The organism is Pectobacterium atrosepticum, assembly GCA_019056595.1.
In the GTDB taxonomy this organism is placed as follows: Bacteria; Pseudomonadota; Gammaproteobacteria; order Enterobacterales; family Enterobacteriaceae; genus Pectobacterium; species Pectobacterium atrosepticum.
This window is the reverse complement of the sequence record CP036163.1, coordinates 2,837,079-2,852,823: the sequence shown is the minus strand read 5'-3', so window position 1 is coordinate 2,852,823 and position 15,745 is coordinate 2,837,079. Positions and strand designations below refer to the sequence as shown.

General features: G+C 49.7%; 15 protein-coding genes. 10 read left to right on the top strand and 5 right to left on the bottom strand.

The window, feature by feature from the left end:
• Positions 1-3: 3 nt before the first annotated feature.
• Positions 4-423 (bottom strand): D-ribose pyranase, encoded by a 420-nt coding sequence (locus tag DCX48_13605; protein QXE15469.1) that lies wholly within the window; start codon positions 421-423, stop codon positions 4-6.
• Positions 424-627: 204 nt separating this feature from the next.
• On the bottom strand, positions 628-1,023 hold the full coding sequence (locus DCX48_13600; protein ID QXE15468.1) for a YgiW/YdeI family stress tolerance OB fold protein: 396 nt from the start codon (positions 1,021-1,023) through the stop codon (positions 628-630).
• Between the two features lie 244 nt (positions 1,024-1,267).
• On the opposite strand from DCX48_13600, the gene DCX48_13595 reads away from it, so the two are divergent.
• Positions 1,268-1,930, top strand: coding sequence for a response regulator (locus DCX48_13595; protein ID QXE15467.1), 663 nt, complete (start codon positions 1,268-1,270; stop codon positions 1,928-1,930).
• Complete coding sequence (gene qseC / locus DCX48_13590) at positions 1,927-3,276, top strand: two-component system sensor histidine kinase QseC (GenBank protein QXE15466.1); 1,350 nt, start codon at positions 1,927-1,929, stop codon at positions 3,274-3,276. The genes DCX48_13595 and qseC overlap by 4 nt, the downstream gene beginning before the upstream one ends.
• Positions 3,277-3,446: 170 nt before the next feature.
• On the opposite strand, the gene DCX48_13585 is transcribed toward qseC, so the two are convergent.
• On the bottom strand, positions 3,447-5,315 hold the full coding sequence (locus DCX48_13585; GenBank protein ID QXE15465.1) for a low affinity potassium transporter Kup: 1,869 nt from the start codon (positions 5,313-5,315) through the stop codon (positions 3,447-3,449).
• Between the two features lie 477 nt (positions 5,316-5,792).
• On the opposite strand from DCX48_13585, the gene ravA reads away from it, so the two are divergent.
• A complete protein-coding gene (gene ravA / locus DCX48_13580; protein QXE15464.1) occupies positions 5,793-7,292 on the top strand; it encodes an ATPase RavA in 1,500 nt (499 codons plus the stop codon).
• A 5-nt stretch (positions 7,293-7,297) separates the two neighbouring features.
• Complete coding sequence (viaA, locus tag DCX48_13575) at positions 7,298-8,776, top strand: ATPase RavA stimulator ViaA (protein QXE15463.1); 1,479 nt, start codon at positions 7,298-7,300, stop codon at positions 8,774-8,776.
• On the opposite strand, the gene DCX48_13570 is transcribed toward viaA, so the two are convergent.
• Positions 8,773-9,765 (bottom strand): aspartate--ammonia ligase, encoded by a 993-nt coding sequence (locus DCX48_13570; protein ID QXE15462.1) that lies wholly within the window; start codon positions 9,763-9,765, stop codon positions 8,773-8,775. The two genes, viaA and DCX48_13570, sit on opposite strands and share 4 nt — an antisense overlap.
• 152 nt (positions 9,766-9,917) lie before the next feature.
• Here DCX48_13570 and asnC point away from each other — a divergent pair, with 152 nt between their 5' ends.
• Positions 9,918-10,379: a transcriptional regulator AsnC gene (gene asnC / locus DCX48_13565; GenBank protein QXE15461.1), complete on the top strand. Its 462-nt coding sequence runs from the start codon at positions 9,918-9,920 to the stop codon at positions 10,377-10,379.
• Between the two features lie 89 nt (positions 10,380-10,468).
• Positions 10,469-10,912, top strand: coding sequence for an FMN-binding protein MioC (mioC, locus tag DCX48_13560; GenBank protein ID QXE15460.1), 444 nt, complete (start codon positions 10,469-10,471; stop codon positions 10,910-10,912).
• Positions 10,913-11,110: 198 nt separating this feature from the next.
• Here mioC and DCX48_13555 read toward each other — a convergent pair whose 3' ends face one another.
• Positions 11,111-11,305 carry a hypothetical protein gene (locus DCX48_13555; protein ID QXE15459.1) on the bottom strand — a complete coding sequence of 65 codons (195 nt, stop codon included), beginning with the start codon at positions 11,303-11,305 and terminating at the stop codon, positions 11,111-11,113.
• Here DCX48_13555 and mnmG point away from each other — a divergent pair.
• The 4 genes from mnmG (at position 11,304) to atpB (ending at position 15,726) form a co-directional block, all read left to right on the top strand.
• The gene (gene mnmG / locus DCX48_13550; protein QXE15458.1) at positions 11,304-13,193 is read left to right on the top strand and encodes a tRNA uridine-5-carboxymethylaminomethyl(34) synthesis enzyme MnmG; all 1,890 of its coding nucleotides are present in this window, start codon (positions 11,304-11,306) and stop codon (positions 13,191-13,193) included. The genes DCX48_13555 and mnmG overlap by 2 nt on opposite strands.
• Before the next feature lie 83 nt (positions 13,194-13,276).
• Complete coding sequence (gene rsmG / locus DCX48_13545; GenBank protein QXE15457.1) at positions 13,277-13,897, top strand: 16S rRNA (guanine(527)-N(7))-methyltransferase RsmG; 621 nt, start codon at positions 13,277-13,279, stop codon at positions 13,895-13,897.
• A gap of 623 nt (positions 13,898-14,520) precedes the next feature.
• The gene (gene atpI / locus DCX48_13540; protein QXE15456.1) at positions 14,521-14,904 is read left to right on the top strand and encodes a F0F1 ATP synthase subunit I; all 384 of its coding nucleotides are present in this window, start codon (positions 14,521-14,523) and stop codon (positions 14,902-14,904) included.
• Between the two features lie 21 nt (positions 14,905-14,925).
• A complete protein-coding gene (gene atpB, locus DCX48_13535) occupies positions 14,926-15,726 on the top strand; it encodes a F0F1 ATP synthase subunit A (GenBank protein QXE15455.1) in 801 nt (266 codons plus the stop codon).
• The last annotated feature ends 19 nt before the right edge of the window (positions 15,727-15,745 follow it).

Here is a 15,745-nt window from a genome sequence, read left to right as displayed (position 1 = left end):
GCCTCAGAACGTTACGCCAGCACAAAGGATGACATTGGCATACGGAGAGCACTCTCCGCTGCGAATGATGGCCCGGCTTTTACCGCTTTGGGTTTTAAATTCTTCATGGCTGACATAGTGCAATGCAATTGAGTTTCCCTGATGCTGTTCAAGTTGCTTCAATTGATCGAGTAATGCGTCATGGACTGCGGGGTTCTTTTCAATCATCTCTTCCGCCAGAATAGCGGCCTCAACCTGCATTTCGCTGGTAACAACATTAACCACCTGCAAAAACGTTGGCACATTGTGCGTCAACGCCAGATCGATACGGGTCGTCGTTTCAGGAATCGGTAAGCCAGCATCACCAATAACAAGGCTATCGGTGTGCCCCAACCGAGCAATCACGGAAGAAATATCTGAATTCAGTAATGCTGATTTTTTCATCTTCTCACCCCACCAGCGAAACGTTTCGCTAACAACATTCTAGAAAAAGAAGTGGGAAAGGCAACGAAGAAATAAAAAAAATGTGATCGCCATCGAAACGTTTCGCTAACAAAAAAAGAAAGGTAACGAAGGGCCGTTATAGAAGATTGATAAATAGAGAAATGGCGGGCAATCGCCCGCCACGAGAGAATTGAAGATAGCGTACTAGAGTTTACGGATCTGCTTCACATCCAGCTCAACGGAATTGAAGTCTTTATCCAATTCCCCTTGGATTTCCACTTTATCCGTGGGCGAAACCATTTGGCCATTCCAGCGCTTGTGATCGATTTCGACTTCCATCGTGCCTGTGGAATCGCGGAACAGATAGTTCTCATCACCGATCCGTTTTTCAATATTACCGCTTAACGTAACCCAATTATCGTCACGCAGATCTTTAGCCTTATCTACCGTTGTGAGGGAATTCTGCGGATCGATGAATCCCCCTTTATGTGTGCCAACCGCGGACGTTTCTGGGTTGACGAAACCACCGCCGCTTTGTGCGGCAAATACGGGTGCAGAAACCAGAGCGGTAATGGCGAATAACGCAGCTGCTTTTTTCATATTGTTCCTTCCTTATTTTGCGTGCCGTTTCGCAGTCAACCTGCGGGTGTAATCGGTCTTCGAGAAGGATTAAAACAAACCGTTCTTAACAGAATCTTAAGGAGTCAGCTTTTACATTTTTATTTTTTTATATTGCAGAAATCACCCGATTTCAGCGATTTGTCCTGTACACATCGGCCCCCGATTTCGTATAAAACCGGAAAAGGCGCAAATGCGACAGCGGCACATCCCCTGCGAGGCAGCCATGAGAGTATTGTTAATCGAAGACGATCGCCTGATCGGTGATGGCCTAAAAGCTGGGCTTAACAAACTGGGCTTTAATATTGATTGGTTTACGGAAGGTAAAGCGGGCGCTACCGCATTGAAGGCCGCCCCTTATGATGCAGTGGTGCTCGATCTCAGCCTGCCGGGCATGGACGGCATGGATATCCTGCGCCAGTGGCGTCAGGCTGGACATGACGAGCCGGTACTGATTCTGACCGCCCGCGATGCGCTGGAACAGCGCGTAGAAGGATTGCAGCAAGGAGCGGATGATTATTTATGTAAGCCCTTTGCGCTGACAGAAGTTGCCGCTCGCCTGCAGGCGCTGATTCGTCGCCGTCACGGCCAACTCCAACCCGTATTAACACATGGCGCTGTTTCCCTTGAGCCTGGCTCACGGAGCGTCACGCTTAACAGTGAGCCGTTGATACTAAAATCCCGCGAGCTGGCGCTGTTGGAACTGTTCTTGCTCAATCCGAACCGCGTACTCACGCGCGCGCAGTTGGAAGAGAAGCTCTACAGCTGGGATGATGATGTCTCCAGCAATGCGGTAGAAGTCCATATCCACCACCTGCGCAAAAAGCTGGGCAGCGGGTTTATTCGTACCGTGCATGGCGTTGGCTATATTCTGGGAGATGCACCATGAACCGACTCAGTCTGCGTTTACGCCTGATTGCGGGCTTTGCGCTGCTGACATTAATGTGCTGGAGTGTAGCCAGTCTGCTTTCCTGGTATCAAACACGTCATAACATCAATGAGTTATTTGATACTCAGCAAATGCTGTTTGCCAAACGTCTAGCCACCATGAATCCCGATGAATTGCGAATCCAATCGACTTCTCTGCCCAAAACCAAAAGTCTGGTACATAAAAACCGAGGTAAACAGGATGATGATGCGCTGGCCTTCGCCATTTTTACCCGCGATGGGAAAATGGTGTTGAACGATGGCGATAATGGCAAGGATTTCATTTTTGACTCTACGCGCAACGGCTTCACCGACGGCAAACTGCGTGATGATAACGACGCGTGGCGCATCGTCTGGCTAACGACGGAGGATAATCGTTACGTGATTGCTGTGGGTCAGGAATGGGAATACCGTCAGGATATGACGCTGGATATTGTAAAAACTAACCTGATGCCCTGGCTGTTTGCGCTGCCGATCATGCTGGCGCTGCTGTTCTGGCTGGTGACGCGTGAACTATCGCCGCTAAAACGTATTGCTGCAGAGCTTCAGTTACGCTCCCCTGACGAAAGCACACCGCTGGCGACACAGCGCATCCCACAAGAAGTCCTCCCACTGGTCAACGCACTGAATCTCCTGTTTTCCCGCATACACGATATGTTGACTCGCGAGCGCCGTTTTACCTCCGATGCCGCTCACGAACTGCGTAGCCCGCTGGCGGCATTGAAAGTTCAAACCGAAGTCGCGCAGCTGGCCCATGACGATGAGGCCATGCGTCGGCATGCATTAATGAATCTGGATAAAGGTATCGATCGCGCCACCCGACTGGTGGATCAGCTCCTGACGCTATCACGACTGGATGCCGAATCGCATCCCGAGGGGATGCGGCCCGTTCAGTTCAATGAATTACTACAACAGGCGGTGATCGCGCATTACCGCACTGCACAAACCGCAGGTATCGAACTAACACTGGACTTACCGGATACCCCCATTATCCGGCAGGGCCATCCGCTACTGCTGACACTGCTGGTACGCAATCTGCTAGATAACGCCATTCGTTACAGCCATGAAGGGGGAACAGTAAGCCTGACGCTGACAGAGCGGGGCTTTCAGGTTGCGGACAACGGGCCGGGCATCAGCGATGAAGCGTTGGCAAGAATCGGCGAGCGTTTTTATCGCCCACCAGGGCAGGAAAAATCCGGCAGTGGTCTGGGGATTTCCATCGTGAACAATATAGCCATGCTGCATCAGATGCGGGTTACATTCACCAATCAGCCCCAAGGGGGGTTAATTGTGTCGGTGAATTGGTAGGGTATTATCTCTATCGTTAAATCACTGAGCACACGGCTTTCCCAATAGGCAGCAACTCGCTGCTTGTTATTAGGGAAACACGGGGATGAGGTTCCCGCAGGGACGCCTCGCCCCGTGGTCGACCGTATATCTCGATCTCATCCCAACATAACTTCCTATATTGGATTCGTTTAAATCTCGACCTGAATCCCCAGTTCAATCAGCCTGTTCGGCGGTATTTCAAACTGATCCGCTGCCCGCAGCGCATTGCGGCTGAGCATCATGAACAGCTTACCGCGCAAGCGCAGATACCAAGGCCGTTCACCGATAATCAGCGACTCATTGGACATAAAGAAAGACGTTTCCATCATTTGGCAGGTTAATCCTTCCTGCCAACAGCGTTGAAAGACCTCTTCCACATCAGGCGTTTCACGCCAGCCATAGTTGGCGATCACACGCCAGAATGTTGGCGAAAGCTGTTCAACCGTCACTCGGCGGGCATTCAACACATAAGGTGCATCCTCCGTTCGCATGGTCAACAGCACCACTCGTTCGTGCAGGATCTTGTTATGCTTGAGGTTATGCAGCAGCGCGAACGGGATCACACGAGTGGCGCGAGAGAAATACACCGCCGTACCAGGAACCCGCGTCGGCGGCGATTTCTCCAGCGATGCAATCATGGCATCCAGCGAATTACCATGCTCATGCAACCGACGCAGCAGCCTGAAACGTTCGCTTTTCCACGTCGTCATAATAATAAACATTACCATACCTAGCGCCAGCGGCAACCAGCCACCGGACAGGATCTTGACCACGTTTGCCAAAAACATCGGCACGTCGATAATCAGCAGGCCCACCAGTAAAACCCACGCCAGATAGCGGTTCCAGAGCCAGTTCTTCACTGCAACCGTACAGAATAGAATGCTGGTAATCACCATCGTGCCCGTTACCGCAATACCGTAAGCCGCAGCCAGATTGCTCGAATGTTCAAAACTGACAATCACGATGACAACCGCGATATAAAGCATCCAGTTAATGGCGGGAATATAAATCTGACCAGATTCCATATCTGACGTGTGTACGATACGCATCGGCGGCAAATAGCCCAGCCGCACTGCCTGACGCGTCAGGGAGAAAACGCCGGAAATCACTGCCTGCGAGGCAATAACCGTCGCCAGCGTGGCCAGCACCATCAGTGGAATCAGCGCCCAATCTGGCGCCAGCAGGAAGAACGGATTTTTGATCGCCTCTGGGTTCTTCAACAGCAGTGCGCCCTGCCCGAAGTAATTTAACACCAGCGACGGCAACACCACCGTAAACCAGGCCAGACGAATCGGGAATTTACCGAAGTGCCCCATATCTGCATACAATGCTTCGACCCCAGTAATAGCCAGCACCACGGCGCCCAGTGCAAAGAACGACACTGCTTTATATTCGATAAAGAAGCGAACGGCGTACATCGGATTCAACGCCTGCAAAACTTCAGGGTTAGCGATAATGCCACGCACCCCAAGTACGCCAAGCGTCAAAAACCAAATCAGCATCACGGGCGCAAACAGCTTGCCGACGCTGCCGGTACCGTGTTTTTGAATGATAAACAGTAAAGTCAGAACGACAATCGATAGCGGAACGATATAGCTGTCCATCGCCGGTGCGGCGATTTCTAGCCCTTCCATCGCCGACATCACCGAGATGGCCGGCGTGATGACCACTTCCCCATAAAAGAAGCTGCCGCCGATCAATCCCATGATGACCAGCACGGACGTCATGCGATCGGAGGTATTACGCCCAGCCAGCGACATTAATGTGAGAATGCCACCTTCACCCGCGTTGTCGGCACGCATCACATAGGTCAGGTATTTCAGCGAAACAACGAGGACCAATAGCCAAAAGATCAGTGAAAGAAAGCCAAAGACCGAATGAGGCTCGACCCCAAAACCAAACTGCCCTGATAAACATTCCCTTAACGTATAAAGAGGGCTGGTTCCTATATCTCCATAAACCACCCCGATAGCCGCCAGCGTGACAGCCGGAAGCGAACGTTTATGTTCTGAGCTCATAAACCTATCTTCTGTTATTAATCAGTCCGCGAAGTGCGTCATTCACAGCAACTCGTCCAAAAGCGCACAGTATGCACAAATCAGGATGAAAACCCATTTTTATTGTGCGACCCATCTTCTACACCCTAAATAATTCGTGTTGTAGGGCAAAACGTTAACGTTTTAAACAACACAAAGCGTTGGCCCTTTAGGACGAGGCACACACAAGAGTGCCGAGTAGCGACGCCAACACACCTGCAATTTGCAGTATGACGGGTGTACACGAAACATCCTGTAAAAGGTCGTTTATTGCTTACTTACCCCGTTAGGGTGTAATAATCCGTAAAAGTATTCTAATAAAAATCTGTGATCTGCCGTTTATTATTACTATTGTCTTTCTGAAAGTAGGGTTTTTCTGAGACACCGCTTTCAGTAAGGCAGTCAGGTTCAAAAATAAACGATTTCAGTACATCACATCATGGGACTAACGGATTAATTATGCGTCAAACTGCGGCATTGGCTGAAAGAATTTCTCGCCTCAGCCATGCGCTAGAACATGGGCTCTACGAAAGACAGCACACTATTCGCCTCTGTCTGCTGGCAGCGCTAAGCGGAGAAAGTGTTTTTCTGCTGGGGCCACCAGGTATAGCCAAAAGTATGATCGCCCGGCGCCTTAAATTCGCTTTTCGTCATGCGAACGCATTTGAGTACCTGATGACCCGCTTCTCCACGCCGGAAGAGGTGTTTGGCCCCCTTTCTATTCAGGCACTAAAAGATGAAGGCCGCTACCAGCGCCTGACAGCCGGTTATCTGCCGGAAGCCGAAATCGTGTTTCTGGATGAAATCTGGAAAGCGGGCCCCGCTATTTTGAACACGCTGCTGACGGCCATTAACGAACGACGTTTCCGCAATGGCAACAGCGAAGACACGATCCCCATGCGCCTGCTGGTCGCGGCCTCGAATGAACTACCGGAGGCTGATGGCGGTCTGGAAGCGCTCTACGACCGAATGCTCATCCGTCTATGGCTCGATCGGGTACAGGAAAAACAGAATTTCCATGCGCTGCTCGTGAATAACAGTAGCGATCGCGATAACCCCGTCCCACCCGCTCTCAGCGTTAGCGATGAAGAGTACCAACAGTGGCAGAAAGACATTGAGCACGTCGCGCTGCCGGAAGTGGGCTTCGAGCTGATTTACATGCTGCGCCAACAGCTAGATGCGCTGGAACAAGCGCCCTACATTTCCGATCGACGCTGGAAAAAAGCCTTGCGTCTGCTTCAGGCCAGCGCATTTTTCTGCGGTCGAGATGCCATCACGCCAGTTGATATTATTCTGCTAAAAGACTGCCTCTGGCATGACCAAAGCACGTTAACGCTCATCGAGCGCCAGCTTGAACTGCTGATTACCGAGCACGCCTATCAACAAAAAAGCCTGCTGTTTCGTCTTCAGCAGGTAAATACCAAACGTCAACAATACCAGCGTGAACAAAGTGAATTGCAGGCATTTTCAGTAGAGAAACAGGGGCACTTTCTGGGCCGGAAATTCCATTACACCTTGCCTGACACGATCGCCGCTGAAACATTGGATCTGGTGCTGCAACGCCCGCTGATCCTGCACGATATTGAAGTCAACCATCTGACCATTGAGAAGAATGCCTTGCAAGGCTGGCTGCAAAAAGGGGGAGAAATCCGGGGTAAGCTCAACGGTATTGGCTTTACCCAACGTCTCGATCTGCTGGTGGACGATAGACAGCATCTGGCGATTCGCGATATCAGCCTGCAATCCTCTGTTCTTTCTCTGCCAGAAAAACGCGACTGTGCACTTCCTGCCGAAATTACCGATGAATATGAAAAGCTAAATATGCAGCTTCGCGAACAGCGTCGCTTATTCAGCCAGCATCAGCCTTGCCTGTTCGTCCCTAGTGAGTGGCTGGCTAAAATAGAAGCCAGCCTGCAACAGGTCGCCGAGCAGATCCAGCAATCAGAGCAACAGGACTAACGCCGATGATCACGCTGGAATCACTGGAAATGCTGCTGTCTATCGATGAAAACGAGCTGCTGGACGATCTTGTCGTCACGCTGATGGCGACGCCGCAACTCGCTTTCTTCTTTGAAAAGTATCCCAGCCTGAAATCCGCGTTACTCAACGATCTCCCTCACTGGAAAGAAACGTTAAAGCAGCGCCTTCGCACCACGCAGGTACCGCCAGAGCTGGAAAGGGAGTTTAGCTGCTACCAACGTTCACAATCGATCGACAACCAGGCCTTTCAGACACGCCTGCCTGCGATTATGGATACGCTGAACAACGTGGAATCGCCGTTTCTGACGCAGGCCTCACAGCTCATTACCTCTCCAGAGAGAACCTTAGGGCAGAAGGTAACGAGTGGGCTACATGCGCTCTTTCTTCAACGCTGGCGGCTGAGCCTGACACTGCAAACCGTTTCACTGCATCAGCAATTGATGAATCAGGAGCGGGAAATCCTGCTGGATGAACTACAACAGCGTCTTACCCTCAGTGGCAAACTCGAACCGATTTTGGCCGAAAATGAAAACGCGGCTGGTCGGCTATGGGATCTCAGCGCCGCACAGCGTATTCAAACCGATCCCCGTCTATTACTGGATTTCGGCACTTTCCTACAACGCCAGCCTGCATTACAGAAGTTGGCGGAACGACTGGGGCGCAGTCGGGAGACCAAATCTATCCTCACGCAGGAAGCGCCACAAGAAGCCTTCAGGGTAAGAGTACGAGAACCGGCCACCGTGCCTGAGCAGGTGAGCGGCGTGCATCAGAGCGACGATATCTTGCGTTTGATGCCGACTGAGCTGGTGACTCTGGGCATCAGCGAACTGGAATACGAATTTTATCGTCGCCTGCTGGAACATCGGTTGCTGACCTATCGCTTACAAGGTGAGAGCTGGCGCGAGAAAGTCACCGAGCGCCCTGTTGTGCATCAACAAAATGAACAGCAACCGCGTGGCCCGTTTATTGTCTGCGTTGATACTTCAGGTTCTATGGGTGGCTTTAATGAACGCTGCGCGAAAGCCTTCTGTCTGGCGCTAATGCGCATCGCGCTCGCTGACAACCGCCGTTGCTACATCATGCTGTTTTCTACCGGCGTGGTGAAGTATGAGCTGACGTCTGAGGACGGGTTAGAGCAGGCGATACGTTTTCTCAGCCAGTCCTTCCGCGGTGGCACGGATATGGCTGCCTGTCTGTCAGCGTTGTTGGATAAGATGGACGATGCACTTTGGCATGATGCCGATGCCGTGGTGATTTCGGATTTTATCGCCCAGCGGTTGCCGGATGAGGTGGTGAATAAGGTGAAAAGCCGTCAGAAGCAGCTACAGCATCGTTTCCATGCTGTAGCGATGTCCGATCATGGCAAACCCGGCATCATGCACATCTTTGACCATATCTGGCGCTTTGATACCGGGTTAAAAAGCCGCTTAATGCGCCGCTGGCAGCACGGCAAGGCTTATTAAAGCAGGCCAGAAACCGACTCACGCAGCGGCTGTGGCCATACACCGCACTGAACCTGACCAATGTGCGGCAATTGCAGCAGTAGCATGACCAAGCGAGACTGACCGATTCCCCCACCGATCGTTTGTGGCATCTCACCGCGCAGCAGCGCCTGATGCCATTCAAGCTTCAGACGTTCCTCATCCTGCGTCAGTGCCAGTTGGCGTGTTAGCGCCTCTGCGTCCACGCGGATACCCATGGATGAAATCTCAAACGCATCGTTCAGGACTGGGTTCCAGACGACGATATCGCCGTTCAAACCCGCCAATTCCTGCTCGCCTGGTGTCGTCCAGTCATCATAATCCGGTGCACGCACATCGTGAGAGTGTCCGCTGGACAGCTTACCGCCAATCCCAATCAGGAAGACCGCACCCAGCTCTTTAGCTATAGCTCGCTCACGCCCTTTGGCGTCCAGATCGGGATAACGCTTCAGCAAGGTTTCGGTATGCACAAAATGAATCTGCTCTGGCAGGAAAGGCTGAATGCCAAACGCCTGATGTACCGCAGCCTCAGTCGCTTTAATGCCTTGATAAATACGCGTGACCGTCGATTTCAGATATTCAGCATTGCGCTCGCCATCCCCCATCACGCGCTCCCAATCCCACTGATCGACATAAACCGAGTGGATCGGGCTCAGGCGATCTTCGTCCGGACGCAGTGCCTTCATGTGGGTATAAATGCCTTCGCCGAAGCTAAAATCATATGCGCCCAGCGTTTTACGTTTCCATTTAGCCAGCGAGTGCACCACTTCAAATGTCGCATCAGGTAAAGCCTTAACCTTAACCTGCACTGCTTTTTCCGTACCAGACAAGTTATCCTGCGTGCCATCGCCGATACGACTGAGAATTGGTGCCTGGACTTCAATCAATCCCAGAAGCTGCTCCAGTTGGCTGGAGAAGAAAGATTTAACGAAGCTGATTTGCTGCTGCTTTTCGATGTACTGCTTTTTCATTGCCGCGTCTCTTATTCATCGTATTTAGTTATTCATTAAGCAATAAAAACAGCTAGTCATTCAATAATCTTATGGATAAATTGCACTTGTGCTTTTAATCCGTCATTTTATAGCGGTATAAAATCATTATTCGCTAAAATAGGAGGCTCAAAGTGGCAGAAATTTATCAGATCGATAATCTCGATCGCGGCATTCTTTCCGCCTTAATGGAAAATGCACGTACGCCTTATGCCGAACTGGCAAAACAGTTTTCAGTCAGTCCAGGCACGATCCACGTTCGGGTGGAAAAAATGAAGCAGGCGGGCATCATTATCGGCACGCGTCTGGACGTGAATCCAAAACAGCTGGGCTATGACGTGTGCTGCTTTATCGGCATCATTTTGAAAAGTGCTAAAGATTATCCCTCAGCGCTGGAAAGGCTAAACAATCTGGAAGAAGTGGTCGAGGCCTACTACACCACAGGGCATTACAGTATCTTTATTAAGGTCATGTGCCGGTCGATCGAGGCGCTGCAACACGTGCTTATCAACAAGATCCAAACAATTGATGAAATTCAGTCCACTGAAACGCTCATCTCCCTGCAAAACCCCATCATGCGGACGATCGCACCGTAATGCTTTTTTCCTATACCCATATTATCCACAGGTAGATCCCAGCCTGATCACAGCGTACAATGTCCCGTCTTTTATCGGATGGGATCACTATGGCAGACATTATCTTAATCAGTGGCAGTACCCTTGGCAGCGCCGAATATGTGGCAGAGCATTTGGCTGAATTGCTAGAAAAGGATGATTTCTCCACTGAAATTCTGCATGGCCCTACGCTCGATGCACTTCCCGAAAGCGGTATATGGCTGGTGGTGACCTCTACACACGGTGCAGGGGAGTTCCCTGACAACCTGAAAGCGCTGTTTGAACAGTTGGAACAGCAAAAGCCCGATCTTTCTCAGGTGAATTTTGGTGCGATAGGGATCGGTAGTAAAGAGTACGACACGTTCTGTGGCGCGATCCAAACAGCGGATCGTCTACTAGCACAATTTGGGGCTAAAAGGATCGGTGAAATCCTTGAGATCGACATCACGCAGCATCAGATTCCAGAAGATCCAGCAGAAGAATGGCTAGGATCGTGGGTTAATTTACTCAAATAAGATTAAATATTCGGCAGTTGAATGTGGATAACTATGCTTAATTCAGGTGTAAAACCAGTAGTTATCCCAATAACAACCCAAGTATGTTTTTTGTCCTGTGCATAACTCCGCATTATGATCCCAGCTTATACTGGCTAGGATCACCGATCATTCACAGGTAAGGATCAGCTCCATTATCTTGATCTTTAATATGAATAATCACTTATCCACACAAAATGACGATCCTAATAAGAGATCTAATAAAGAGATCTTTAAATAAAAAGATCTTTCTTTAATTAACGAGGATCCAACGGACTTGGTCGTTGGCTCAAAGTTGAGTAGAATCCCCCACCCCAGGGCAAATAACGATCGTTCGCCACTAATCATTCGCAATAATGCGAGGAGCAGTACCATGTTTTATCCAGATCCATTTGACGTCATTGTGATCGGTGGCGGTCATGCCGGAACAGAAGCAGCGATGGCTTCTGCCCGAATGGGCCAACAGACGCTTTTACTCACGCACAATATTGATACGCTGGGACAAATGTCTTGTAACCCGGCGATCGGCGGTATTGGAAAAGGCCATCTGGTTAAAGAGATCGATGCCATGGGAGGGTTGATGGCACGTGCCGTCGATCAGGCAGGTATACAGTTTAGGATACTAAACAGCAGTAAAGGCCCAGCTGTCAGAGCGACACGCGCACAAGCGGATCGCGTGCTCTATCGTCAGGCTATTCGCACCGCACTGGAGAATCAGCCAAATTTAACGATCTTCCAGCAGGCCGTTGACGATCTGATTGTGGAAAACGATCGTGTCGTCGGCGCGGTTACCCAGATGGGACTAAAATTTCGTGCGAAAGCCGTGGTGTTAACGGTAGGTACTTTCCTTGACGGCAAAATTCACATCGGGCTGGATAACTACAGCGGTGGGCGTGCAGGCGATCCGCCTTCCATTCCGCTAGCCCGTCGCCTGCGTGAACTGCCTCTACGCGTAAACCGCCTGAAAACGGGTACACCACCACGTATTGACGCCAGAACGATTGATTTTAGCGTGCTGGCACAACAGCACGGTGATAACCCAATGCCGGTTTTCTCATTCCTGGGGAATGCAGGCCAGCATCCTGCACAGATGCCGTGCTACATCACGCATACCAATGAGAAAACGCATGATGTGATCCGTAATAATCTGGATCGTAGCCCGATGTATGCTGGGATCATCGAAGGGATCGGGCCGCGTTATTGCCCATCGATCGAAGACAAAGTCATGCGTTTTGCCGATCGAAACACGCATCAGATCTTTCTCGAACCTGAAGGGCTGACCAGTAACGAAATTTATCCAAACGGGATCTCGACAAGTTTGCCGTTTGACGTCCAGTGGCAAATTGTTCGCTCAATGGCAGGAATGGAAAATGCGCGTATCGTTCGCCCTGGATATGCAATTGAGTACGATTTCTTCGATCCTCGCGATCTGAAACCTACGCTGGAAAACAAGTTTGTTCATGGCCTGTTCTTTGCCGGACAAATCAACGGCACAACGGGGTATGAGGAAGCGGCGGCACAGGGCATGCTGGCTGGCCTGAATGCAGCTCGCCTGTCTGCCGACAAGGAAGGCTGGTCACCGCGCCGCGATCAAGCCTATCTCGGCGTGCTGGTTGACGATCTTTGTACGTTGGGTACGAAAGAACCCTACCGCATGTTTACGTCACGTGCTGAATACCGTCTGATGCTACGTGAAGATAACGCCGATCTGCGTTTGACAGAAATGGGTCGTGAGCTGGGGATGGTCGACGATCATCGCTGGGCACGTTTCAACGAGAAGCTCGAGAACATTGAGAAAGAGCGCCAGCGTCTGCGTGACATTCACGTTCACCCGCAATCTGAACTGTTAGATCAGGTCAATTCACTGCTGAAAACACCGCTGTCGCGTGAAGCTAATGGTGAAGAGCTGCTACGTCGCCCTGAAGTGGATTACGCTCAGCTTACTGCGCTACCACTGTTTGCCCCGGGATTAACCGACGAGCAGGCTGCTGAACAGGTTGAAATTCAGGTCAAATACGAAGGGTATATTGCCCGTCAACAGGATGAAATTGAGAAACAGCTGCGCAATGAAAATGCGCTGTTGCCTGCCGATCTGGATTACAAGCAGGTTAATGGGTTGTCCAACGAGGTGATTGCCAAGCTGAACGATCACAAACCTTCGTCTATCGGTCAGGCTTCGCGTATTTCTGGCATTACACCTGCGGCGATCTCAATTCTGCTGATCTGGCTTAAAAAACAGGGTCTGCTGCGCCGTAGCGCCTGATTTAAGGTAAAATTATCCCTCTAAATAGCCGGTTATCCGGCTATTTTTATTATTAACCTCATCTTTTTCATCGGGATCTTATTGTGCGCAACACACTCGATAATCTGCTAAATGCGGCTGGTATTGTGATATCAGATAAGCAAAAAAATCTTCTGATACAGTACGTTGACATGCTGAATAAGTGGAACAAAGCTTATAATCTGACGTCTGTACGCGATCCACAGCAAATGCTTGTCCGTCACATCATGGACAGTATCGTGGTTGAGCCGCATTTACATGGACAGCGTTTTATCGATGTGGGAACGGGGCCGGGCTTGCCGGGTATTCCGCTGGCGATTGTTCGACCTGAATCGCATTTCACCTTGCTAGATAGTCTGGGTAAACGTGTGCGCTTCCTGCGTCAAGTTCAGCATGAACTACAGCTTGAGAACATCACGCCAGTGCAGAGTCGTGTTGAAGACTTTCCAGCAGAGCCGCCTTTTGATGGGGTGATCAGCCGAGCATTCGCCTCTTTGCAGGATATGATTAGCTGGTGTAATCATCTTCCAGCCAGGACGACAGGGCGGTTTTATGCCCTCAAAGGCGTACTTCCACAGGATGAATTGTCATCCTTGCCACAAGGTGTCTTATTAGATCAGGTTGTCCGTTTATCGGTTCCCGATCTGGAAGGTGAACGCCATTTGATCGTGCTTAAACCAAACTAATTTTGTTTTTTATCAAAAAAATTATAACTAAATATTGCGTGTCAGGCTGCCGCTTCGTTTATCGGTGGCATCGTTCCAGAACGCATCGCGATCACTGAAATTTTACATCTTGGTTTTTTCAGTGCCGTTCTTTTACTTTCGCACTGAATAATAACGAGCGAAAATAAATCATCGGCATCAAAAATTAGTTATTTTTGTGTTAAATGAGTAAAGAAACGATATCAATAATGTCAATAGATAGTTGAAACGTCGTTTATTGCGTTTTTTGAATAACTATTTATCTAACTTATTGAAGTTAAATAAAATAAATAGCTTGTTTTGCTAAAGACAAAAAAAAACACGTTCTGGTATAAATAGCTGTAAAGCCTTTTATGTGAGTCACATCACAGATTAGAGGGCTTTAGACATTAATTACATTAGGCGTGAACAAGAATGATTGTTAGCAAAAACGGGGCTTCAGAAAGAAATTTAAATAATTGTTCACCTTTTCGCTACTTATCGATTGAATTCGCAGGTATGACCCGTATAATTTGCTCGTTTTTTGCTGCTTGACTCAGTGGTGTAAAGGCAGTTTTATACGTCATTCGGTATACCTCTGAAAAGGTACGGAGAGAGCAAACGTCATGCCTGTATCCCTTTACAGCGGAAAGGTGGCCTTAAGGCTGCTGTTGCTACAGTTAGTGACTTTTGCTTTGTTGAGTGCTGTTTTCAGCCTCAATAGCGTCAACGCTGCCGCTTCTGCATTAGGCGGAGGATTGGCAGCCTGGTTGCCGAATGTCTTGTTTGTGCTGTTTGCCTTGCGTCATCAGTCGCACAAGCCTGCTGATGGACGTGTAGCCTGGTCATTCGCGATTGGCGAGGCGCTTAAAGTATTTATCACCATTGCACTGTTAGTGGTGGCGTTAGGCGTATTTAAAGCGGCATTCTTTCCGCTAGGCCTGACTTATTTATCGGTGCTGGTTATGCAGATCGTGGCACCGATCGTAATTAATCGTTACCGTAATTAACAACAAAGGGTAAGGGACATCATGGCTGCTGGAGAAATCTCTACTCCGCAAGAGTATATCAGTCACCACTTGCACCATTTGCAGGTAGGGACGGGTTTTTGGTCGATCAACGTCGATTCGATGTTTTTTTCCATCGCTCTTGGGATCCTCTTTCTGGTTATCTTTCACCGCGTAGCTAAACGTGCGACCAGCGGTGTGCCAGGTAAATTGCAAACGGCCGTCGAACTGCTTATCGGTTTCGTTGATGGCACCGTACGCGATATGTTCCATGGCAAAAGCAAATTGATTGCTCCTCTGGCGCTGACCATTTTCGTCTGGGTTTTCCTGATGAATATGATGGATCTGCTGCCTATCGATCTGTTGCCACAACTCTGGGCTGGCGTCTACAGCCTGCTGGGATACGATCCGGCGCATGCTTATCTGCGTGCTGTGCCGACGGCTGACGTGAACATCACGCTGTCGATGGCCCTTGGGGTGTTTATCCTGGTTCTGTTCTACAGCATCAAAATGAAAGGTCTCGGTGGTTTTGTTAAAGAACTGACCATGCAGCCGTTCAACCATCCAGTATTTATTCCTATCAACCTGATTCTTGAAGGTGTCAGCCTGCTGTCCAAACCTATTTCCTTAGGCTTGCGACTGTTTGGCAATATGTATGCGGGTGAGTTGATCTTCATCCTGATTGCCGGTCTGTTGCCGTGGTGGTCACAATGGCTGTTAAATGTGCCTTGGGCTATTTTCCACATTTTGATTATTACGCTTCAGGCTTTTATTTTCATGGTTCTGACGGTTGTTTATCTCTCGATGGCATCTGAAGAGCATTGATTTTCTTTCAACAAATAAC